Origin of the sequence: Arthrobacter sp. NicSoilB11 (assembly GCF_019977375.1) — a bacterium.
Classification (GTDB): domain Bacteria; phylum Actinomycetota; class Actinomycetes; order Actinomycetales; family Micrococcaceae; genus Arthrobacter.
This window is the reverse complement of the sequence record NZ_AP024657.1, coordinates 4,091,632-4,114,015: the sequence shown is the minus strand read 5'-3', so window position 1 is coordinate 4,114,015 and position 22,384 is coordinate 4,091,632. Positions and strand designations below refer to the sequence as shown.

Sequence of the window (22,384 nt, the reverse complement as noted above, 5' to 3'; positions counted from 1 at the left end):
TAGGCGGAGAAATCAGATGAGCCTCAAAGACCAAGTCGTTCTGGTGACCGGATCAAGCGGCGGAATCGGTAATGCAGTCGTCGAGGCACTCACAGCCGAAGGGGCACTCGTCATAGGTGCCGACCGCGGCCCGAAGGATGGCCAGGAACTCGCCGGCTTCTTCCCGCTGGACATCACCTCCGAAGAACAATGCGCCACAGTCGTCCGTGATGTCACAACCACGCACGGGCGCATCGACGCTCTCGTCCACGCAGCTGGAGTCCTGGGTGCCACGCCGGACATCATGAACACAACGACCGAAGAATTCGACTCCATCATGCGGATCAACGGTTCCGGAACCTTCACCATGGTCCGCGAAACCGCACAATCAATGACTGGGACCGGCACTGCCGGCGCCATCGTGATCCTGTCCTCCGTTGCAGCCAAAGAAGCCCGCCTCAACTACTTGCCCTACAACGCAAGCAAACTCGCAGTACTGCACATCATGTGGTCCTTCGCCGAGCTGCTCGGCCCCAACGGCATCTCGGTCAACGCCATCGCGCCCGGCCCGGTAAACACTCCCATGTGGGCACAATTCGCCAAAGACTCTGGCCCTGATGCAGCCGCAAACCGCGCCAAGCGCGCCGCCCAGCTTCCAATGCGCCGGTTCGCCGAACCAGAGGAAGTCGCCCGCGCCATCCTTTTCCTTGCCGACCCGGACAACCGCTACATCACGGGCGTATCCCTCGATGTGGCAGGCGGAGCCCACCTGGGAATAGGAACCTGATCCGGGGCTTAGGGCTCAGCGCCTAGGGCTGGTGCCGGATGGCCTGTGCAGTCACTGGCATGGGACAGCTCTTCATGCCTCTCATGATCGAAGAGTTTGTAGTGATGAGATCAGGGTCACAGGAGCTGCAACAAAAGCGCGAGATTTTGAAGATAACCATGCGGAATAGATGCATTGATTCATCCACAGCTCATGCCAACGCAACTATCTTTCGGCGGGTCCTCAGGCCCTGAGTTGTAGCGGGTCCACGACGTGGGTGGGCTGGGGCCGCGCGGCCTGCCCACCCGCGCCGGAGACCGGCTTCACCCGCCGCAGCGAGGCGAGGATGGCGCGGCCCACCACGGCGATCCCGATCACCGTGGTGACGGCACGCAGGGTGTCCCAGCCCGCCGTCGACGTCAACAGCGAGTAGAGCAGGAAGCTGCTGAGGTTGGTGGCCAGCGGCGCGCCGGGCACGTAGGAGATGCCGGTGCCGGTGCCCACCGCGAAGGGCCAGAACCACAGGTTGGTCAGCAGGCCGAACACATAGGACGCCACCACGCCGTAGCCTGCCAGCATCCACAGCTCGGCCCTGCCCCGCACCCGGCGGGGGAGCAGCCCGGCCCCGGCGCCCACCCAGGCGCAGGCGAAGATCTGGAAGGGCGTCCACGGCCCAACGCCACCCCACAGCACACTGGAGACGGCGATGGTGGCGGCGCCGAGGAGCAGGCCAAACCGGGCGCCGAACGCCCGTCCGGCCAGGATCAGCAGGATGAAGACCGCCTCCACGCCGCCGACGCCGGTGCTCGCCACCCGGACAGCGGAACCGACCGCGGCCAGCACGCCCAGCAGTGCCACCGTGTGTGCCGAGCGGACCGACCCGTCCAGGGACACCACGACGGCGACGGCCGCCAGTGGTGCGATGGCCAGCGCAGCGTAGGGGAGGGCAGCCGTGGCATCCTGCGGCACGGCGGCGGCGAGCAGCGGCCAGCAGAAGGCCGCCAAGGCCAGCAGGTTTGCGGCCGCGAGGACTGCCAGTTCGAGCGCCCGCGGCATCCGGGGGCGCCGGGGCTTTGCAGCGTCCCGTGGGCCAGCCTGCTCGTTGAGGGTCGCTGGCTGTGGCCTCGTTGCTGCCGGCCGCGATGGGAGGACAAGCGGTTCGGGGCTGATGGCTGCTTTGGCTGCAGGCGCCACGCCGTCCCGCATCGGCAGGATCCGGGCGCCCAGGCCGCGGGCAAACTCAAGGTCGTGGGTGGCAATCAGGACTGCGGCGCCGTCATCCGCCGCCGCCCGCAAAGCCGCCGAGACAGCCGTCCGCGCCGCGGGATCCAGGCCGCGCGTGGGCTCATCGATCAGGAGGACCTGCGGGCTGTCCATGGTCTGCAGCGCGATGGCGAGGATCCTGCGCTCACCGGCAGAGAGGTCCCGGGGATGCTCGTGGCCAATGGGAATCTGCACGCCTCCCCGCAGCCGGGCCAGGCGTGCCGCCGCAAAGCCGGGGGCGGGCTGTCCGCCCTTCTTCCCACGGGCACCACTCTTCCCACGAGCGCCACTCTTTCCACGGGCCAGGCGCCGCTCGGCCGCACGGAGCTCTCCGGACACGGTGTCGCTGGTGAAGAGGTCGTCCGAGGCGTCCGGCACCAGGGCCACCCGGCCGCCGTCGAGCACTCCTTTGTCAGCAGCTCCCTCACCCAGGGTCAGCGCCACCAGGAGGGAGGACTTGCCGGCTCCGTTCGGCCCCACCAGGGCCACCACTTCACCGGGGTGGAGGGCCAGGGACGCGTCGCGCACCAGCGGGGTACCTTTGTGGTGCACGGCGAGGTGGGCCGCCGTCAGCACCGGCACGGAGCCGGCCACCTCCCGCGCCGGACTGTCACCGGAAGGCACCGGCGCCGCGGGCGGCGCAGAACCCTGCACCAGCGCGCCACCATCAATGGTCCACCATGCATCGGCGACGGGGGCGAGTGCTGACGCCCGGTGCTCCGCCACGATGACGCAGACGCCGTCGCCGGCGAGTGCGTTGAGCACTGCGATGACGCGTGCGCGGGCTGCCGTATCAAGATCCGCCAGGGGCTCGTCCGCCAGGAGAAGCTTTGGATGGTCCACGACGGCGGCGGCGATGGCCACCAGCGTCGCCTCACCGGCCGAGAGGGTGCTGACATTCCGGTCCAGCAGTGCCGGGATTCCGATCCGCCCGGCCACCTCCAGCACCCGCGCCTGCGCAGCGGCGGCAGGCACGCCGCGCAGCTCAAGGGCCAGGGCGATTTCATCCCGGACCCGGGTGGTGGCGAAGGCCGCCCGGGGATTCTGGAGGACGGTGCCGATGAGGCGGGCGGTGTCCCGCGGTGGTGTGGCGGCGCGGTCCAGTCCGCCGGCGAGAACGGTGCCGGAAACCGCTCCGCCGTCAACGTGGGAGAGCAGGCCGGCGATGCCCCGCAGGATGGTGGACTTTCCGGAGCCCGTGGGCCCGGTGATCACAATGACGGAGCCGGGCATCGGCGCGAACCCGTCAACCGTTACGCAGGTGTCCCCAATCCGGAACTGTGCGTTCCGGACGATAAGCGGCGGGCCGCCGTCGTGATTTCCTGAGTGTGCTGCCCGGCTTCCGAAACCGCGCAACTCCAAAGCTGCGGCAACCCGCCCGGCGTGCTCCAGGGTGCGCTCCAGTATGGGGACCAGGGCGCGGGGGCCGAAGCGTTCGCCCCGGAGTCGGAACGCCAGGCGCACGGAGGCCACGGCGTCGGACAGGGCGGGGAGGGCCGCCCATGCCACCACCAGCATCCGGGCCACGCCCTGCAGCGGGCCGCCGCGGGCCAGCCGCACGAAGCCGCGGGACACATCAACCCACGCGTTGAGCAGGCCGAAGCCGAGGATGGTTGCGGCGATGGGCAGGGCGGACAGCGCCGCCTGCCAGAGGCCCGGCGCGGTGACCGGACCGAGGAAGACTACATGGGCATACGGGGCGGGAAGCCGCAGCGGCGGCAGGTCGAGCAGGACCGGGCTGCCGGTGCCCGCCCCATTGAAAAGGACGCGGTAAATGACCCGCGCCGCGATGAACACAGCGGCGAGGACTGCCGCTGCGCGCAACGGCGCGGGCCGGAAGGTCATGCCGCGGGCGCGGCCGGCTCGCCGTCGACCGTGAAGAGCAGTTCCAGGCTCTCACCGGGGCTCACCTTCAAGGTGGCGAGGCCTTCCTGTGCGTAGGCCCATTCACCGGAGGCGGGCTTGACCCAGAGACCCCAGTAGGCGAAAGCGGCGGGCATGCCCTTGCACTCTTCGCGGTAGGTGCCGTCCTTGTGCTTGATGTCGAAGTCGGCGGCGGGCACGCCGTTCACGCGGCACACGATTTCGTTGGGGTACTGGGTGGTGCCCTCGGTCTTGACCTTTGCCTCGTCGAGCACCTTGGACGCCACGGTGGGTCCGTCCACGGACACGCAGGTGGAGGTGTCCGCAGCGGCCTGCTTCAGGGCGCCGGAATCGACGATGACCTTAACCCCGGCGCAGGGGCCGGCTGTGGTGGACGCGGCGCTGGCAGAAGCTGAGGAAGCGGGCGCAGAGGCCCTTGGCTGGGTGGCGGCCGGCGTGGAACAGCCGGCCAGGGTCAACAGGAGACCGGCGGCGGCGAGGGAGCCCGCGGCGGCGGTACGAATCTTAGTCAAAGTCACCTGTCAAGGGTAGGGCGTTGCCGCTCCGGATCAGGAGGCCGCTTCCTTGTGTGACGACGGGCCTCAACATGGCGGTGGCCGGAGGCACAGAAAAGGCCGACGACGGCACTCACGTGAGTGCCGCCGTCGGCCCCTTCCTTTGAAATGCGCTGCTGCAGCGGACCCTGCTGCAGCAGCAGCCCTATGGCACCTGCACGTCCACCAGGTGGTGCTCCCCGGAAGCGGCGCGTGTGGCGCTCGACGACGGGTGGGCAGCCACGGCTGCGGCGTGCTCGGCCAGTACCCCTGTCTGGTGGCGGATCTTCAGGCGGTAGAGGAGGGTCCCGCCAATGATGACGGCGGCCACGAACATCACGCCGCCCCACTGCAGGTACCACTCGAACGGCGGCACCGAGTTGTAGATCTCCGGGCGGGGCCACACCAGGTTCACCGTCATGGCAGCGCCCCACAGGACGGCCAGGATGTTCACGGGAACGCCCCACTTGCCCATGCAGAACCCGGGCTCGGAAACATCGTCAGCCAGCGGCCATTTCCTCAGGAACCGCTTGCGCAGCAGGGGAACCGTGACCAGGAGGTAGGACAGGTAGATCAGCACGATGCTGATGCTGGACAGGATGGTGAAGATGGCCGGTTGCATCACGTTGACCAGCAGCGGGATGACGGCCATGATTCCGATGACGATGGCGGCGACAGTGGGGGTCCGGCGGACCGGATCCACCTTGCTGAGCTGCCGGCTGAAGGGCAGGTTGTTGTCGCGGGCCATGGCGAACATCATCCGGATGGCGGCGGCGTGGACGGCCAGGGTGCAGACCACCACGGCCACCACGATGCAGGCCAGGAAGGCCTTGCCGAACGGGCCGCCCAGGACGGAGAGCACGATGTGCTGCAGCCCGCCGTCGGCCGCCCCCACCTGGGGGTCGCCGAGGTCCGGCGCGGCCAGGATGCCGAAGAGCAGGATTCCCCCGCCCAGCAGGAACGATGCCGTAACGGCGCGCAGGATGGCCTTGGGAGCGGTCTTCTTGGGATCCTTGGTTTCCTCGCCCAGCGAACTGGCAGTGTCGAAGCCGTACATGACGTAGCCGGAGGCCATGGCGCCGATCAGGAAGACGCCGAAGAAGCCCAGGTCGTGGCCTTCGCCGAAGCCGTTGGTCTGGAAGAAGACCTCCGGGCCGCGCACCACATGCCAGCCAAGCGCGAGGATCAGCAGCACGGCCGCGATCAGCTCCACGAAGACACCGATGCTGTTGATCCTGGTCATCAGCTTCACGCCGAACGCGTTGATGAGGGTGGAGATGGTGATCATGATGGTGGCCAGCACCACGCCGTTCATGGCGAAGTCGTAGGGGCCCGTGCCGTCACCCACGAACTGGAAGCCGGACCAGAGCTGGGGCAGGGTGATCTGCAGGGCCAGTGCCACGGAGCCCAGCGCCATGATGGAGGACAACAGCAGCAGCCAGCCGGCCAGCCAGGACGAGGTCCCGGACGCCAGGCGCTTGGCCCAGTTGTAGACCGAACCCGCCACGGGGTAGCGGCCGGCCAGTTCGGCAAAACACAGGGCCACCATCAGCTGGCCGACGAACACGATGGGCCAGGACCAGGCGTACGCCGGGCCGGCCATGGAAAAACCAAAGTAGAACAGTTGGAAAACACCGGTGAGGATGGAGATATAGCTGACACCTGCGGCGAAGCTGGCAAACTTGCCGATGCTCCGGTCAAGGGTCTGGGTGTAGCCGAATTCATCCATGCCGCTTGAATCAATACTCTTGCTGGGTTCCAATATGGACTCCTAGATCAGAAAAGCACGATGGGACCGGCCGCCCTGGGGTGCGGCGGAATAACGAGGGTGGGGCCGCCGCTGTTGGGGAAGTGCGGCCCCCTAAGACCTGCCGCTCAGGCGAGGGACGTGGTGAGCTCCTTTTCTTCCATGGCGTCTTCGACCGTGCGGTCCGCGCGGATCAGATCGGCACAGCGCTCGCCGATCATCATGACGGTGATGTTGGGGTTGACGGTGACGTGTTCGGGCATGACGGACGCATCGGCGACGCGGAGGCCGGTGACGCCCTTGACCCGCAGCCCGGGGTCCAGCGGCGACATGTCGTCGTCGGCCGCTCCCATGCGGACGGTGCCCACGGGGTGGTAGACGGTGTTGTGGGTCTTGCGGATGTAGTCCTGCAGTTCCTCGTCCGTCTGCGCCTCGACGCCCGGCGAGAGCTCCCGGCCGGTCCATTCCGCCATGGCGGGCTGGCCGGCGATCTCGCGGGCCTTGCGGATGCCGGCCACCATGACGCGCATGTCGTGGCCGTCGGGGTCCGTGAAGTAGCGGGGGTCCACCATCGGCTTGTCGCGGAAGTCGCGGCTGCGCAGCCGGACGGTGCCGCGGGAGCGGGCGTGCGTGACGTTGGGGGTGAGGCTGAAGCCGTTCTCCGTGGTGGGGTAGCCGTGCCGCAGCGTGTTCATGTCGAAGGGGACGGAACCGTAGTGCATCATCAGGTCGGGGCGGTCCAGGCCGTCCTCGGTGGGGGTGAAGATCCCGATCTCCCACCACTGCGTTGAGGTCTGCACCATGGGCTGTTTGGCCTCGAACTGGACCACGCCCTCGGGGTGGTCCTGCAGGTGCTCGCCCACGCCGGGGGAGTCCACCAGGACGTCGATGCCGTGCTGTTCAAGGTGTGCTGCCGGTCCGATGCCGGAGAGCATGAGCAGTTTGGGGGAGTCGATGGCGCCGGTGGACAGGACCACCTCGCGGTGTGCGGAGAGCCGGTGGGTGCGGCCGAAGGCCGAGTCCACCACGTCCACGCCGGTGCAGCGCTTGGCCGCATCGAACACCAGCTGGCGGGCGCGGAGGCCGGTCAGCAGGGTGAAGTTGGGCCGGTCGATGATGGGGTGGATGTAGGAGACGGAACTGGAGGCGCGCGTGCCGTCCGCCCGGCGGTTGATCTGGAAGAAGTTGGCGCCGTTAACCACGGTGGTGCCGGTGTTGAACTTCGCACGGGGAATTCCCGCCTGCTCGCAGGCGTCCAGAAGAGCGACGCCGGCAGGATCCGCCGGGGGCACGTTCATCAGGTGCACGGGGCCGGAGTCCCCGTGGTGGGGTGCGTCCGGGCCGGCGTCCTCGTTGGTTTCCAGCCGCTTGTACAGCGGCCAGGCCGCGTCGGCATTCCAGCCGGCGGCGCCGTACTTGGACTCCCATTCGTCCAGGTCCTCCCGTGGCGCCCAGAAGGCGATGCACGAGTTGTGGCTGGAACAGCCGCCCATCACCTTGGCACGGGCGTGGCGCATGAAGGAGTTGCCGTTTTCCTGCGGTTCCACCGGGTAGTCCCAGTCGTAGCCGGATTCCAGCAGCTCCATCCAGCGGTCCAGCTGCAGGATCTCGGGGATGTTGCGGTCGTCCGGACCGGCCTCCACCAGGGCCACGGTCATGTCCGGGTCCTCGCTCAGGCGGGCGGCGACGGCGGCGCCGGCGGATCCGCCGCCGATGACGATGTAATCGAACGAGCGCTCGCTGAGGTCCTCGATGTTGTCGAAGTGCATCTAGTTCTCCTTGCCGTGGTCAGCGAACCAGCCGGTGACCTGCGGGCTTGTGTTCTGGTAGATGTGCTTGGCTTCCTGGTACTCCGCCAGGCCCGTGGGGCCCAGCTCGCGGCCGACGCCGGACTGGCCGAAGCCGCCCCACTCGGCCTGGGGGAGGTAGGGGTGGTAGTCGTTGATCCAGATGGTGCCGTGCCGCAGCCGTGACGCCACGCGCTGCGCCTTGCCGGCGTCCTGGGTCCAGACGGCGCCGGCCAGGCCGTAGATGGTGTCGTTGGCGGTGGCCACGGCTTCGTCCTCGGTGCGGAAGGTTTCCACTGTCACCACGGGGCCGAACGCCTCGTCGGTGACCACGGACATGCCGCGCTGCACCTGGTCCAGGATGGTCGGCTGGTAGTAGAACCCGCCGTCGTACTTCTCCCCGGAAGGTGCCGCGCCGCCGGTGCGGAGCCGCGCGCCCTCCTGGATTCCGCGCTGGACGTACGCGTGCACCTTGTCCCGGTGGGCGGCGGAGATCAGCGGGCCGGTCTCGGCGGCGTCGTCAAAGGGGCCGCCGAGCCGGATGCCCCGGGCGCGGCGGACCAGCTCGTCCACGAAGCGTTCGGCGATGGATTCCTCCACCAGCAGCCGGGCGCCTGCCGAGCAGACCTGCCCCGAGTGGACGAAGGCACCGTTGAGGGCGTTGTCCACGGCGGCGTCGAAGTCCGCGTCGGCAAAGATCACGTTGGGGTTCTTACCGCCCAGCTCCAATGCCACCTTCTTGACGGTCCCGGCGGCAGCTGCGGCGATGCGCTTGCCGGTTTCCAGGCCGCCGGTGAAGGAAACGAGGTCGACGGCGGGGTGTTCCGAGAGCGGTGCGCCCGCCTCGGCGCCGGGTCCGGTGACGAGGTTGGCCACGCCGGCCGGCAGGCCAAGGTCCTTCAACAGCTGCATGGCCATGATGCTGGTGGAAGGGGTCAGCTCGGACGGCTTAAGGACAAAGGTGCAGCCGGCGGCCAGCGCGGGGGCGATCTTCCACGCCGCCTGGAGCAGGGGGTAGTTCCATGGTGTGATCAGGCCGCAGACGCCAACGGGTTCGTAGACGATCCTGCTCACGACGCCGGGGTCCCCGGCGTCCACCACCCGGCCGGCCTGCTGCCCGGCCAGCCTGCCGAAGTATTCAAAGCAGGCGGCGATGTCGTCCATGTCGATGCGGCTCTCGACCATGCGCTTTCCGGTGTCAAGGGACTCGGCCCGGGCGAACTCTTCCCGCCGTTCGCGCAGCCCGGCAGCGACCTTGAGGAGGAAGGCCCCGCGCTCGGGTGCCGGGACGGAGGACCAGGCGCCGGAGTCGAAGGCTGCGCGGGCTGCGGCAATGGCGCGTTCGGCGTCTTCCCGGCCGGCCTCGGAGACCGTGGCCACCAGCTCGCCGTCTGCCGGGTTGCGGATCTGGCGCACGGCGCCGGATGCCGCCGGCTCCCACGCGCCGTTGATGAACAGGGAGGACGCTTCGTCCGTTGTGGTGCTCTCGACGGCGTCCAGGGTTGGTGTGGCGTAAGTCATAGGAAGGACAGTAATGCACACTGAACGAGTGTTCAATACTTTTTTGAACACTCGTTCAATGTTACTTTCGGGCCGTCTGCGCCCGGGACCAGGCGGGTTAGCGCGGGCTGGGCTCCTGCCCGCCGGCCCCTTCATCCTGGACCGGCGCGAAGGCAATCTGTTCCGTGCGCTGGATACTTCGCTGGATGGCGGCCTTGTCCACCCCGAGCAGTGCGGTCAGCCACATGCCGTTCTGGATGACCACGATGTCCGATGCCCGCTCCCGGCATGCCTCCCGGGAGAGCCCTGGCCTGGCGCTGGATACCAGTGCTGCGAGCCCGTCGATGTAGCGGTCGAAGGCGGCGGCGTTGATCTGGGCGTAGTCCTCGTCGGCCTGGGCGAGGGCCCAAAGGTGCAGGCGCAGGGACAGGTAGCGCGTGGTCAGCAGGTCGGCGCCGGCAACCCGCCGCAGGGCCTTGCGCAGCTGTTCATCCGGGGGCGTGGACGGATCGGGGGCGACGAGCAGAAGGTCATGCTCATCCACCCGGCGCAGGGCTGCCCGGATCAGGGTGGTTTTGTCGTCGTAGTAATAGTTGACCAGGCCCAGCGCCACGCCGGCTTCCCGCGCCACGGACCGCATGCTCACTCCGGAAATGCCGTGCCGGGACAGCAGGTCCATGGCCGCCTCGAGTATGCGCGTCTGCCTGTCCACTTGTTCGCCGGAGTTAACGGCACTGGTCCCCATCTGGCCAGACTATTGCCTAACCGGCCGGGAGCGCACTTTCGCGGATCCGCACTCAAACAGAAGAATCCCCGCCCTGCTGCCGGCAGGGCGGGGATTCCTTCGTCGGCAGGCTGCCTTATTTCTTGGGCAGGCCCGCCGGGTTCAGCTCGGACTTCTGGATGGCCTCGGAGGAGAGGCCCCAGCGGTCCAGGATTTTCGCGTAGGTGCCGTCCTCGATCAGGTGGTTCAGCGCAGCCTGGGCGGCCACCGCCAGGCCGTTGCCCTTCTTGGTGGTGAAGGCGATCTGTGCCGTCAGCGGCCAGCCGCCGTTCAATGTGCCCACCTGCTTCGTCTTTCCGTCCTGCGCTGCCTTGTAGGCGGCAGCCGCGTTGGGGCCGAACGTCAGGTCCGCACGTCCTGACTGAAGGGCCAGGCTCGAGGCGGAGTCGTCGTCGTAATACTGGAACTGGACCGGCGCCAGGCCGTTCTTCTTGTTCTCCTCGTCCCAGCGCACCAGGATGGCTTCCTGGTTGGTGCCGGATCCAACGATGATCTTCTTGCCGGCTACATCCTTGGCTTCCTTGATCTCACCGATGCTGGAGTCGTTCTTGGCGTAAAAGCCCAGCAGGTCATTTCGGTAGGTGGCGAAATCGAACTTCTCCTTCCGCGCCTCGGTGACGGTCACGTTGGAAAGCACGGCCTCGTACTTGGCAGACTCCACGCCCAGCGGCCAGTCTGCCCACGCCACAGGCAGGACCTCCACGTCCAGGCCCAGCGCCTCGCCCACCGCGTAGGCGATGTCCACCTCGCTGCCAATCAGGGTCTTGTTGTCCGTGGCGAACAGGCTGAGCGGCGCCGCCCCGCCGGTGGTCACCACCGTGAGCTTGCCGTCGGCCTTGATGGCCTCCGGCACCAGGGCCGCCGCCGACGGGTCTTTGGTCGCTGTGATGCGGTTCTGATCCGGGGACAGGTTGAAGGTCTTGCCACTGGCGTTGGTGGCGGACGACGACGGTGCCGTCGCCGCCGAGGCGCCGGGATCGGAGCAGGCAGCCAGTCCCAGCAGGGCTGAGACGGCCAGGGCAACGACGGCGGGCGGCTTGGGCTTGATGGCCATGATTCCTCCTTGGAAAGGGGGTGGAGATGCAACGGAATGTGCGCGTTGCAGCAACTATCCGGCAGCCGCCGCGGTGGAATCAAAGGCCGCGAAACCCGGGGATACAGGGAGTAACGGCGGTTAACCGGAGGACCGCGGCAGTCATATTCACCCCGGCCCGGGCCACTGCCCCCATGGCGCGTCACAGATCCGTCAGAAAACGAGTACCCGGCCGGAAAAGACAGGTGGTGACTACGCGTGTTCTCCGCCTATGGCGGACTCTACGGTTGGGCCATGAGGCGGCCAGAGTTGGCCGCCGCAATGGTCTCAACAGGAGCTCGCATGCGCACTTCCCCGTCCAAGTCCCCCCTTTCCCGGCGCCTGGCCGCCGCCGTTGTCCTGCCCGGGCTGCTCACCACCAGCATGGTTCTGGTCCAGCCTGCCGTTGCCGCTACAACCTCCAGCACCGGCATGTGCAACGGCGTGGTCAACCAGCTGGCGCACCGTGGCGCCGTCCAGGAGAACCTTCTTAAAGCAGCCGCCAAGAAGAACGCCGACGCGATCGCTGCCTTGCAGGCCGACAAGGCCAAACTGCAGGCCCAGGCGGATGCCTTGGCAGCGCAGAAAGCCGACGCGGAGAAGGCGCTGGCTGACCTCGCTGCCCAGGAGACGCAGCTGGACAGCCAGGCAACGGCAGCGCAGGCAGAACTGGACAAGGTGACCGCTGAGCAGGAAGGCCTCACCACGCAGGTAGCGGCGGCGAAAACGGCCATCACCGACCTTCAGGGCAAGAAGGCAGACGTGGAGAGCCAGCTGGCACCGCTGCAGGAGGAACTGGCAACTGCAAAGGCCGCCTCCGCGGACCTTCAGGCCCAGGCCGACCAGGTGGCAGCAGCCCTGGTGGCCAACAGCCAGGCCATCGCAGCCGCCCAGACGGAGCTCTCCGCGCTGCAGCAGGCCGCGGACCAGGCAGCCTCTGACCTGGCCACCAAGGAAATCCAGATCCAGCAGGCCCAAGATCAGTTGACAGCCCTGGCCGCGCAGGCGCTGCAGGCCGCCGCTGCCGTGGACGATGCGCAGCAGGCCGTCGCCAACGCCGAAACCCAGCTGAACGCGCTGGTGGCAGCCGGAAACACTGCGGCAGCAGAGCTGCAGGCCCAACAGGACAAGGTGGATACTGCGAAGGCGACACTGGCCGGGCTGCAGGAAACCGCTGCAGCCGCCAACGCTGCCGTCACCGGCAAAAAGGACCAGATCGCGACGGCACAGGCCGAGCTCACTACCCTGCAGTCCACAGCCACCACTGCCAAGGCGGCCCTCGATGCCAAGAACGCCGAGATCGCCAAAGCCCAGACGGACCTGCAGACCCTCCAGACCAATGCGGCGGCCGCAGCAAAGGCTGTCAGCGACAACACCGCCAAGATTGCCGCGGTTAATGCCGGCATCACCAGCCTCCAGGGCCAGATTGCCACGGTGAACAGCCAGATCGCCTCGAAGCAGACCGAGCTGGCCCAAGCCCAGAACGACCTGACTGCACTGCAGACACAGCAGGCCGATCTCACGAGGCAGATCGCTGACCTGGACAGTCAAATTGCCGCCATCAATGGAAATTCCATCAAGAAACGAACTCTCCAGGCCCAACGCGATGGCCTCCAGGTCCAGTTGAATGGCGTGAACAGCCAGATCGCCGATAAGAGCGCCACCATCTCCGGCCTTCAGGGCGACCTGGCTACCCTCCAAAAGCAGGTGGACAGCCTGAACTCCCAGCTGCTGGCCAAGCAGCAGGAAAGCAGCACCCTGCAGCAGAACGCTGCGCCGCTGCAGGCAGCACTGGATGCAGCGAATGCAGCGGTGACGGCAAAACAGAACGACATTGCCACCCTTAAGGCCCAGGTGCCGGCACTCCAGGATGCCGTGAACCAAGCCAACGCGGCTGTCACCACCAAACAGGGGGAGCTCACCACCCTGCAGGGCCAGCTTCCGGCCCTGGAGCAGGCAGCGAAGGATGCTGCTGACGCGGTGACGGCCCAGCAGCAGGTGGTGGCGGGCCTCGAAGCGGCCCTGCCCACCCTCACCGAAAACGTGGCGCAGGCCCAACAGGCCATCACAGACCAGCGGGCAATCCTCGACGGGTTGAATGGCACCTTGACCCAGGCAAAGGATGTTCTGGCGGCGGCCAACGGCGCGGTGGACGGCAAGAACGCTGAGATTTCAGCGCTTCAGGCTCAGCTTCCGGCACTGCAGGCCACCCTGGACGCCGCAAACACCGCGGTTGGCACCAAAACGGCGGAGATCGCATCGCTCAACAAGATCGGGGACGACCTGGTGGCCCGGATTTCGTCGCTCAATGCCCAGATCGCCGAAGCCGAAGCCAACGTTCTTGACCTGCAGGGCCGGGTCAAGCCTTTACTGGACCAGCTCAGCAGTCTCAACGGGGAGATCAGCGCGGCGGAAGCAAACCTCGCAGCCCTCCAAAGCCAGCTGAGCACGGTGGACGCCCAGGTTACCGCTGCCCAGGACACTCTTCGGGCCCTCCAAGCCAAGAAGGGGAACTACGCGGATCCGATCAAGGTGCAGAAACTCCTGGTAGCCAGCCTGCAAACCCAACTGGCGGACATCCAGAAGCAGATCATGGCCATCGATCCCACGATCGGGAACGGGGGCTGCGCCGTCTGACCAGGGGGTCGTCTGAAGGCCGGCGCCCAATGACGCGCGCCGCAAGGAGGGGACCAGCTCATTGCGAACTGGTCCCCTCTTTTATGGCCGTTTGTGCTTGCTGAACTAGCTCAGTGCAGCCAGGACTTCCTTGGCCACGTCCTCGCTGGACTGCGGGTTCTGCCCGGTGATGAGGTTGCCGTCGCGGACCACGTTGGAGGACCAGGCGGCACCGTTTTCGATCACCGCGCCCTTCTCCTTCAGCGCATCCTCCACCAGCCACGGGGTGTTCTCCCCGGTCCCGCCGCCCAGCTCCTCCTCGTTGGTGAAGACCGTCAAACGCCGGCCCTTGAAAGCGAACCCGCCGTCGTCGTCCGTTGCACTCAGCAGCCCCGCCGGACCGTGGCAGAACGGCGCAATGATCTTGCCGTCCCTGTTGGCTGACACCAGCAGGCGTCCCAGGTCGGCGTCCTGGTACAGGTCCGCCATGGGGCCGTGGCCGCCGGGCATCACCACGGCGTCATACGCTGCGGCGTCGACGTCGGCCAGCACCAGCGGGTGCGCCAGCTCGCCGTCGATCTTTTCCAGGTAGTCCCGGAAGCCCTGTGCCCGGTCCTCGCCACCGGCCGATTCGGCAGCCAGGCTGACTTGGTCCACGGTGGGCTTCCGGCCGCCGGGGGTTGCGACGTGGACGGTGTTGCCGGCCTGCGTCAGGGTCTGGTGGGCCACCACCAGTTCCTCTGCCCAGTAGCCGGTGGGGTGCTCGCTGCCGTCCTTCATGGTGAGGGAATCCGCGGCCGAGACGACCATCAAAATGTTTGCCATGGTGTTTCTCCTGTCTCTGATGCTCTACTTGCCGGCCGCTTCAAGCTCCGCGTACGTATCGTCATCGAGCGTGATGCCTGCGGCGGCCATGTTCTCTTCGAGGTGCTGCACGGAGCCGGTGCCGGGGATGGGCATCATCACGGGGGAGCGGCGCAGCAGCCAGGCCAGGGCCACCTGGGAGGTGGTGGCGCCAAGGCGCTTGGCGGCCTCATCCAGCGGTCCGCCGGGCCGGGCGAGCTCGCCGGCGGAGATCGGCGCCCACGGGATGAATCCGATTCCGTTCTCCTCGGAGTAGCGCAGCACGTCCTCGGAGCTGCGGTCCGTCAGGTTGTAGCGGTTCTGGACGGTGGACACCGTGAAGTGCTTTCCGGCGGCTTCGAGTTCGGCCACGCCCACCTGGGACAGGCCCAGGGCGCGGACCTTGCCTTCGTCCTGGAGCTCCCGCAGCACGCCGAACTGCTCCTCGGCGTCCACCTTGGGATCGATGCGGTGCAGCTGCAGCAGGTCCAGTGTGTCCACCTTCAGCTTGCGCAGGCTCAGTTCCGTCTGCTGGCGCAGGTATTCCGGCCGGCCAACGGGAACCCATTTGTTGGGCCCCGTGCGTGTGAAGCCCACCTTCGTGGCGATCTTCAGCCCCTCCTTGTAGGGGTGGAGGGCCTCGGCAATGATTTCCTCGCTGATGTTGGGGCCGTACGAGTCGGCGGTGTCAATGAAATCCACGCCGAGTTCGACGGCGCGGCGCACCACGGCCACGGCGGCCTGCCGGTCTGCGGGCTCACCCCAGACGCCGTCACCCACAATGCGCATGGCACCAAAACCCAGCCGGTGCACGGTTCCCAGGTCCTTGAGGTCGATCGTTGCGGACAGTTCCAGCTGCTTCGTTGAATCATGGCTCATAGGGGCGGCAACCTCATCAGTATGCTGAGTATTCCCCAGCTCACAGAAATAAGGCGGGGCCCGCCGTCGTTATGCATCACGTGCCCGCCGCAATCCGGCCGGCACCCCCCTACGAAACATTTTGAAAGGCCGGCACCTGACGTGACTCTTCCCCTCTCCATCCTTGACCTGGCAACCATTGGCAAAGGCCAGACGGCGGCGGAGAGTTTCGCAGGCAGCGTGGCCATGGCGCAGAGCGCCGAGAAGCTGGGCTACCGGCGCGTCTGGTACGCCGAGCACCACAACATGTCCTCCATCGCCTCCTCCGCCACCAGCGTGCTGATCGCCCATGTGGCGGCGCACACCGAAAGCATCCGGCTGGGCGCCGGCGGCGTCATGCTGCCCAACCATTCCCCGCTGACCATCGCAGAGCAGTTCGGCACCCTGGAAACGCTGCACCCCGGACGGATCGACCTGGGCCTGGGCCGGGCTCCGGGCAGTGACCAGAACACCATGCGGGCGCTGCGCCGGGACCCGATGTCCGCCGACAGCTTCCCGCAGGACGTCCTTGAACTGCAGGGCTACCTGACCGGCCCCACCCGCATCGAGGGCGTCGAGGCCACCCCGGGCAAGGGGACCAACGTGCCGCTGTACATCCTGGGGTCGTCCCTGTTCGGCGCCCGCCTGGCCGCGCAGCTGGGCCTGCCCTACGCCTTCGCCTCGCACTTCGCCCCCGCCGCTTTGCAGGACGCGGTGGCCATCTACCGCAGCGAGTTCAAGCCGTCCGCCCAGCTGGACGCGCCGCACGTGATCGCCGGCGTCAACGTCATCGCCGCCGACTCCGCGTCCGAGGCGCAGGCCATGTTCCAGGCCACCAAGCGCGCCCGCGTCTCCCTGTTCTTCGGCGGCGGCCGCGAATTCACCGACGACGAGGCGGACATGATCCTGGACTCGCCGCAGGGACGCCACATGGCACAAATGATGACGTACTCCGCAGTGGGGACGCCCGACGTCGTCATTGACTACCTGGACAGCTTTGGAAAGCACGCCGATGCAGACGAACTCATCGTGGCGCACCAGAGCCCGGGGACGGAGGCGCGCCTGCGGTCCGTGGAACTCCTGGCCGAGGCGGCCGGGCTGGTCCGGGTGTAGCCGCTGTGGTTTGCCGGCGGTGCGCAACATGCAACGCCACTCGGCCGGTCGGACTTTTACACATACGCAATGAAGGGGACTTCCGGGGGTAACTGCCCGGGCTGAGGATGGGATGTGCCCCGGGTCATCCACCCGGAACCCCGGGGCGCCAACCGGTAGCCCGCGGACCGTCCGTGCGGCTGTGTTCCCGGCCTGGCCCTGCCTCAAAGGGGTTTTGGATGCCGACGCCATTGAACCAGAGCGTGGCGGATTCCGCGCTGCTCACACGGTCCCTTCCGCTGGACATGCTGCGCGCCTTCATCCAGTCCGATGCGGCGGACAACGGGCTGACCCCCGCCCTGCTCACGGAACTCAAGGTGCTGGCCCGCGTCCCCAGCCTCCTGGTGGCCTGCAATTACGGCGGAACGCTGTGCGACGCCGAAGGCATTTCCACCGAGACGCTCCCGCTGGGCAGCGCGGCCATTGCGCTTCGTGCGCTGGCAGCGCTGCCCAATACCCATGCGGCGATCATCTCGGGCCGCTCACTGCGTGACCTGGCAGCGGTGTCACGGCTGCCCGCGGAGGTGCACCTCATCGGTTCGCACGGCGCCGAAGCGGACATGGGGTTCGCCCACGCGCAGACCCTGGCCACCGAGTCCGTCCTGCAAAAGGTCAATGCCGCCCTCAACGAGGCCGTCGGCTTCCACGAGGGCATCTGGATCGAACGCAAACCGGTGGCAGTTTCGGTGCACACCCGGCCGGCCCGGCCGGACGTGGTGGCCACCGTGACGGAAATTTCCCGGCAGATCGCTGCTGCCCACGGGCTGTTCTTCATTGTGGACGGCTCCGTGCTGGACCTGTCCGTGGTGGAACCGTCCAAGGGCGAGGCCTTGGAGACCCTCAGGTCCCGGCTGGGGGCCAGCGCGGCCATGTTCGCCGGGGACGCCGCCAGCGACGAACTGGCCATCGCCACCCTGCGCGGGCCCGACCTCGGGCTGCACGTGGGCCCGGGCGAGACGGCAGCACCGCACCGCCTCCGCGACCCCCAATCCTTCGCCCGCGTCCTGGCGTTCCTCTTCGAACTGCGGCGGGCGTGGCTGTTCGGGGAGGACGCGGTTGGCCTTGAACGCCACTCGATGATCGGCAACGGCTCCTCCACCGCGCTGCTGACGCCCGACGCGAAGATCTGCTGGATGAGCCACCCTCTGCCGGACTCCGGTTCACTGTTCGCCCACATTTTGGGCGGCGATGCCGCCGGGCACTTCTCGGTGGAACCGGTCAAAGCCTCCCAAGTGCTGGGACAGCGCTACGTGGACAGCACCATGATTGTCGAAACCCGCTGGGCGGACGTCACGGTCACCGACTACCTGGAGCCCGCACCGGAAGGCATCACCAGCCTGGTCCGGGTGCTGACGGGCCACGGCGCAGCCAGGATCACGTTTGCTCCGCGGCCGGACTACGCCAACGCCCCGTTCAGCATGGAGGCGCGGGGCGGGGAACTGCATGTGCTGGGCACCTCGGAGCCCATCATCCTGTTCGCGCCGGGCGCCGCGTTCAGCATCACCTCGGACGGCCGCCATGCCACGGCAACGGCATCCGTCAACCTCCAGGACGGGCCCGTGGTACTCAACCTCCGCTGCGGGGACACCGAACCGCAGTCCGCGGACCCCGGCGGGGAGACGGAACGGCGGGCCCGGGTGGCGCTCCATGCCCGGCAGTGGGTGCAGAACCTTTCCCTGCCATCGGTCAAGCCCTCGCTGGTACGGCGGTCGGCACTGGTGCTCCGCGCCCTGGTGCATGAACCCACGGGCGCCGTACTCGCGGCCCCCACCACTTCCCTGCCCGAGGGAATCGGCGGGACCAGGAACTGGGATTACCGGTACTGCTGGCTGCGGGATGCCTCCATGACCGTCAATGCGCTGGTGGACCTGGGCTCCACGGCGGAGGCAGCCGGATTCCTGGGCTGGCTGGGCCGGATCCTCGAACACGCACCCGGCCCCGAATGGCTGCACCCCCTTTACTCGGTGACGGGCGCGCCGCTGTCCACGGAAGCCGTGGTCGACAGCCTTCCCGGGTACGCGGGCTCCCGTCCGGTGCGGATCGGAAACGCGGCGGACCACCAGGTCCAGCTGGACGTCTTTGGGCCGGTGGCCGAACTCATCCACTCGCTGAGTGAACGCGAGGGCGCGCTCGCCGACGACCACTGGGAGCTGATGATCCAGATGGCCTCGGCGGTCCTGGCCCGCTGGCATGAGCCGGACCACGGGATCTGGGAAGCCCGGCGGGCGGCACGGCATCACGTGTATTCAAAGGTGATGTGCTGGGTGACCCTGGACCGCGCGCTGCGGACCGCGGCGCGGCACGGCCGGGAGCCGGACCCGGCCTGGGCGCCGGCGGCAGCCACGATCCGTGCGGAAGTGCTCCGTGAGGGCTGGGACGAGTCCGCGAAGTCCTACACTGTTGCCTACGACAGCCCGGACCTGGATGCCGCCGTCCTTCACATCGGTCTCTCCGGCCTGCTGGACGTCACGGACCAGCGTTTCCTGGACACCGTCACCGCTGTGGAGCGGGAGCTGCGGGTGGGGCCAACGGTCTTCCGCTACAGGTACGACGACGGGCTGCCGGGCCTGGAGGGCGGGTTCCACATCTGCACCACCTGGCTGATCGAGGCGTACGTGGCCGTGGGCCGCATCGATGAGGCCTGGGACCTTTTTGACCAGCTGGTGAACCTTTTCGGCCCCACCGGGCTGCTCCCCGAGGAATACGACCCCGGCACCGAGACCCACCTGGGCAACCATCCGCAGGCCTACTCGCACCTGGGTTTCATCCGCTGTGCCCGGCTGCTGGACGAACACCAGGACAGGAGATAGTCGGCTCCCGTCGTGGGTACGTAGAGTGGAGGTAACAGGGACCCACATTACTGAAACGAGACTGATGACGACCGCCCGCGCCCAGGGAGTGGGGTTCCGGTCCGAACGCGGACCCATCCTCATCGCACTGATGCTGTCCACGGGACTCGTGGCCATCGACTCCACCATCGTGGCCACGGCCGTGCCGTCGATCGTCCGTGACGTGGGCGGCTTTTCGTCCTTCCCCTGGCTGTTCTCCGCCTACCTGCTGGCGCAGGCAGTCACGGTACCCATCTACGGGAAACTTTCGGACATGGCGGGCCGCAAGCCCATCATCCTGACCGGCATTGGCCTGTTCCTGCTGGGCTCCGTGCTGTGCGGCTTCGCCTGGAGCATGCCGTCGCTGATCGCCTTCCGGGCCCTGCAGGGACTGGGCGCCGGCGCGGTGCTTCCGGTGTCCATCACCATCGCGGGCGACATCTACACCCTGCAGGAGCGCGCCAAGGTCCAGGGCTACCTGGCCAGCGTGTGGGCTGTTTCCTCGGTGGTTGGCCCCAGCCTGGGCGGCATTTTCTCCGCGCTGGGCATCTGGCGCGGCATCTTCCTGGTCAACGTCCCGCTCTGCCTGCTGGCCGGGTGGATGCTGGTCCGCACGCTCCACGAAAACGTGGAACGCGCCAAGCACAAGGTGGACTACGCCGGCGCCGTGCTCCTGGCCGGCTCCCTTGGCCTGCTGATCCTCGGCGCCCTCCAGGGCGGCCAGGCCTGGGCCTGGAATTCGCCCATCAGCATTGGCGTCTTCGTGGTGGGCGCAGTCCTGCTGGCCGCGTTCCTCCTGGTGGAGCGGCGCGCGGCCGAACCCATCCTGCCCTCCTGGGTGGTATCGCGGCGCCTGCTGGCCACTACCGCCCTGGTGTCCTTCGGGGTTGGCACGGTGATGATCGGCCTCACCTCCTACGTGCCCACCTTCCTGGAGGGAGCACTGTCTTCCTCGCCCCTGGTGGCCGGCCTGGCCCTGGCAGCCCTGACCCTCGGCTGGCCCCTCAGCGCTTCGCAGGCCGGCAGGTTCTACCTGCGCATCGGCTTCAAGTCCACGGCCCTGATCGGCATCGCCATTTCCGTGGCGGGCCTGCTGATCCTGTCGCTGACCGCCGGCGCCCCCAACGTTGCGCTGATCGCCGTCAGCTGCTTCGTCGTCGGGCTCGGCCTGGGCCTGCTGGCCACGCCAACCCTGATCGCCGCCCAATCCAGCGTCCCCTGGCACGAACGCGGCGTGGTGACCAGCACCAACATGTTCGCCCGCTCCATCGGCAGTGCGCTGGGCGTGGCCGTGTTCGGTGCCGTGGCCAACGCCATCTACGGCCGCAGCAGCGGCGGCGAGGGGGACCCCGCAACCGTGGTGGCCGCGTCCGGGGCTGTGTTCCTGGCTGCGCTGGTGGCCGGGTTGCTGACCGTCGCGGGGGTGCTGGCCATGCCCGCCGTCAAGGCCGAAACAGCGGAGCCTGCCGCAGAACCTGTGGAGGAACCTGTCGATCCGGAACCCGTGTCCAGCCCCGAAGGCGGCTCCAGCCATGGCCGCGCCGTCTAGTGGAATGCCGGCTGGCGCGATGCCCGCCGGGGGATGACTACCGGGAGGCTCGGAAGATCGACGGCGCGGGCCGGGCCCCGGTGGCAAGGTCGGCCAGGATCCGTCCGATGACGGGGGTGAACTTGAAGCCGTGCCCGGAGAAGCCGGCGCCGATCACGACAGGCCCCACCCGGTCCAGGATGAAGTCCTCGTCCGGGGTGGTGGTGTACGTGCAGCTGATGGCCCCGAGGTCATCGGGGTCGACGCCGGGCAGCCACTGCCGCGCGTAGTCCTGCAGCGCTGCCAGCTGCGTCGGTTCGGGCCGGAAGTCGCGGTGGTCCGGGTCCACCACGGGTCCCACCCCATGCCAGCCGGCCTTGATGCCCTCGCCCGGAGTCTGCATGCCATAGACAGGGGAGTACCAGCCCCGGTAGTCCGGGCCCGGATAGTGGTTGAAGCCGGGCCACACGGCGCCGGCGTCCGCCACCCGGAAATGCGCAGGCTGCTCCTGCGTCACCCGGAGGCGGGGTAGGCGGATCCCGCCAGCGTCCACGCCTGACGCGTTGCCGGAGAGAATATCCAGCAGCTTCCCGGTCCAGCCGCCTGCCGTCACCACTGCCTGCGCTGCCGTAACCACCTCGGTGCCCGCAACCGATTCGAGCGTCAGCCGCACGCCGTCGTCGAGCACCACAAAGTCCACCACCTTGGTGTGGTGCCTGATCTCGGCGCCCCGGGCGGACGCCAGCCGCTGGAAGGCGGGCAACGCGGCTTCCGGATTGAGCTGGCCGCCGTCGGGCATGTGCAGGACCTGCTGGTCGAAGCGGATGCCGCGCCACCGTTCATGCGCCTCGGCAGGGTCCAGGAACTCGGCACGGATCCCGGCAGCGGTGAGGGCAGCCGAAACCTTTTGGAGGTCCCCGCCGGGGCCGTGGTTGACGATCCCGGTGCGCGCCAGCAGCTGTGTGCCGCTTTCCTGCTCCAGCTCGTCCCACAGGGCCAGCCCCTCGGCCAGCATGTCCACGTACTCGGGCCGGTGGTAGCCCGGGTTCAGGTTCCGTGTTGCCCCGTGGGATGCGCCGATCCTGTGCCCGGGACCGAACTGCTCCACCAGCGTTACCTGCCGGCCGCGGCGGGACAACGCCCACGCGGCGGCGGAGCCCATGGCGCCGCCGCCGATCACCACGGTGTCAAGAACAGTGTTCATC

At 67.8% G+C, this 22,384-nt stretch carries 15 protein-coding genes; 5 read left to right on the top strand and 10 right to left on the bottom strand.

The window, feature by feature from the left end; genetic code table 11:
* Nucleotides 1-16 precede the first annotated feature (16 nt).
* Nucleotides 17-766 carry an SDR family oxidoreductase gene (locus LDO14_RS19160; protein WP_223992929.1) on the top strand — a complete coding sequence of 250 codons (750 nt, stop codon included), beginning with the start codon at nucleotides 17-19 and terminating at the stop codon, nucleotides 764-766.
* A gap of 222 nt (nucleotides 767-988) precedes the next feature.
* Here LDO14_RS19160 and LDO14_RS19155 read toward each other — a convergent pair whose 3' ends face one another.
* The 7 genes from LDO14_RS19155 to LDO14_RS19125 all read right to left on the bottom strand — a co-directional run bounded on the left by LDO14_RS19155 (nucleotide 989) and on the right by LDO14_RS19125 (nucleotide 11,297).
* On the bottom strand, nucleotides 989-3,853 hold the full coding sequence (locus LDO14_RS19155) for an ATP-binding cassette domain-containing protein (protein WP_223992923.1): 2,865 nt from the start codon (nucleotides 3,851-3,853) through the stop codon (nucleotides 989-991).
* A complete protein-coding gene (locus LDO14_RS19150) occupies nucleotides 3,850-4,410 on the bottom strand; it encodes a hypothetical protein (RefSeq protein WP_223992922.1) in 561 nt (186 codons plus the stop codon). Before LDO14_RS19150 ends, LDO14_RS19155 begins: the two co-directional genes overlap by 4 nt.
* A gap of 181 nt (nucleotides 4,411-4,591) precedes the next feature.
* Nucleotides 4,592-6,154, bottom strand: a complete 1,563-nt coding sequence (locus LDO14_RS19145) for an APC family permease (RefSeq protein WP_018769944.1) — start codon at nucleotides 6,152-6,154, stop codon at nucleotides 4,592-4,594.
* 146 nt (nucleotides 6,155-6,300) lie between these two features.
* On the bottom strand, nucleotides 6,301-7,941 hold the full coding sequence (locus tag LDO14_RS19140) for a GMC oxidoreductase (protein WP_223992921.1): 1,641 nt from the start codon (nucleotides 7,939-7,941) through the stop codon (nucleotides 6,301-6,303).
* A complete protein-coding gene (locus tag LDO14_RS19135; protein ID WP_223992920.1) occupies nucleotides 7,942-9,480 on the bottom strand; it encodes an aldehyde dehydrogenase family protein in 1,539 nt (512 codons plus the stop codon).
* Nucleotides 9,481-9,577: 97 nt separating this feature from the next.
* Nucleotides 9,578-10,204, bottom strand: coding sequence for a TetR/AcrR family transcriptional regulator (locus LDO14_RS19130; protein ID WP_223992919.1), 627 nt, complete (start codon nucleotides 10,202-10,204; stop codon nucleotides 9,578-9,580).
* 115 nt (nucleotides 10,205-10,319) lie between these two features.
* Nucleotides 10,320-11,297, bottom strand: coding sequence for an ABC transporter substrate-binding protein (locus tag LDO14_RS19125; RefSeq protein ID WP_223992917.1), 978 nt, complete (start codon nucleotides 11,295-11,297; stop codon nucleotides 10,320-10,322).
* A 321-nt stretch (nucleotides 11,298-11,618) separates the two neighbouring features.
* Here LDO14_RS19125 and LDO14_RS19120 point away from each other — a divergent pair, with 321 nt between their 5' ends.
* A complete protein-coding gene (locus tag LDO14_RS19120; RefSeq protein ID WP_020608497.1) occupies nucleotides 11,619-13,952 on the top strand; it encodes a hypothetical protein in 2,334 nt (777 codons plus the stop codon).
* A 105-nt stretch (nucleotides 13,953-14,057) separates the two neighbouring features.
* On the opposite strand, the gene LDO14_RS19115 is transcribed toward LDO14_RS19120, so the two are convergent.
* Entirely contained in the window at nucleotides 14,058-14,756 is a 699-nt protein-coding gene (locus LDO14_RS19115; RefSeq protein ID WP_223992915.1) for a type 1 glutamine amidotransferase domain-containing protein, read from the bottom strand.
* Nucleotides 14,757-14,780: 24 nt separating this feature from the next.
* Nucleotides 14,781-15,653 carry an aldo/keto reductase gene (locus LDO14_RS19110; protein ID WP_018769950.1) on the bottom strand — a complete coding sequence of 291 codons (873 nt, stop codon included), beginning with the start codon at nucleotides 15,651-15,653 and terminating at the stop codon, nucleotides 14,781-14,783.
* A 141-nt stretch (nucleotides 15,654-15,794) separates the two neighbouring features.
* On the opposite strand from LDO14_RS19110, the gene LDO14_RS19105 reads away from it, so the two are divergent.
* From LDO14_RS19105 to LDO14_RS19095, 3 genes are all read left to right on the top strand, one after another.
* A complete protein-coding gene (locus LDO14_RS19105) occupies nucleotides 15,795-16,784 on the top strand; it encodes an LLM class flavin-dependent oxidoreductase (RefSeq protein ID WP_223992913.1) in 990 nt (329 codons plus the stop codon).
* 218 nt (nucleotides 16,785-17,002) lie between these two features.
* On the top strand, nucleotides 17,003-19,633 hold the full coding sequence (locus LDO14_RS19100) for a trehalase-like domain-containing protein (protein ID WP_056391950.1): 2,631 nt from the start codon (nucleotides 17,003-17,005) through the stop codon (nucleotides 19,631-19,633).
* A 64-nt stretch (nucleotides 19,634-19,697) separates the two neighbouring features.
* Nucleotides 19,698-21,200, top strand: a complete 1,503-nt coding sequence (locus LDO14_RS19095) for an MFS transporter (RefSeq protein WP_223992910.1) — start codon at nucleotides 19,698-19,700, stop codon at nucleotides 21,198-21,200.
* A 37-nt stretch (nucleotides 21,201-21,237) separates the two neighbouring features.
* Here LDO14_RS19095 and LDO14_RS19090 read toward each other — a convergent pair whose 3' ends face one another.
* Nucleotides 21,238-22,383, bottom strand: coding sequence for an FAD-dependent oxidoreductase (locus LDO14_RS19090; RefSeq protein ID WP_223992908.1), 1,146 nt, complete (start codon nucleotides 22,381-22,383; stop codon nucleotides 21,238-21,240).
* Between the last annotated feature and the right edge of the window lies 1 nt (nucleotide 22,384).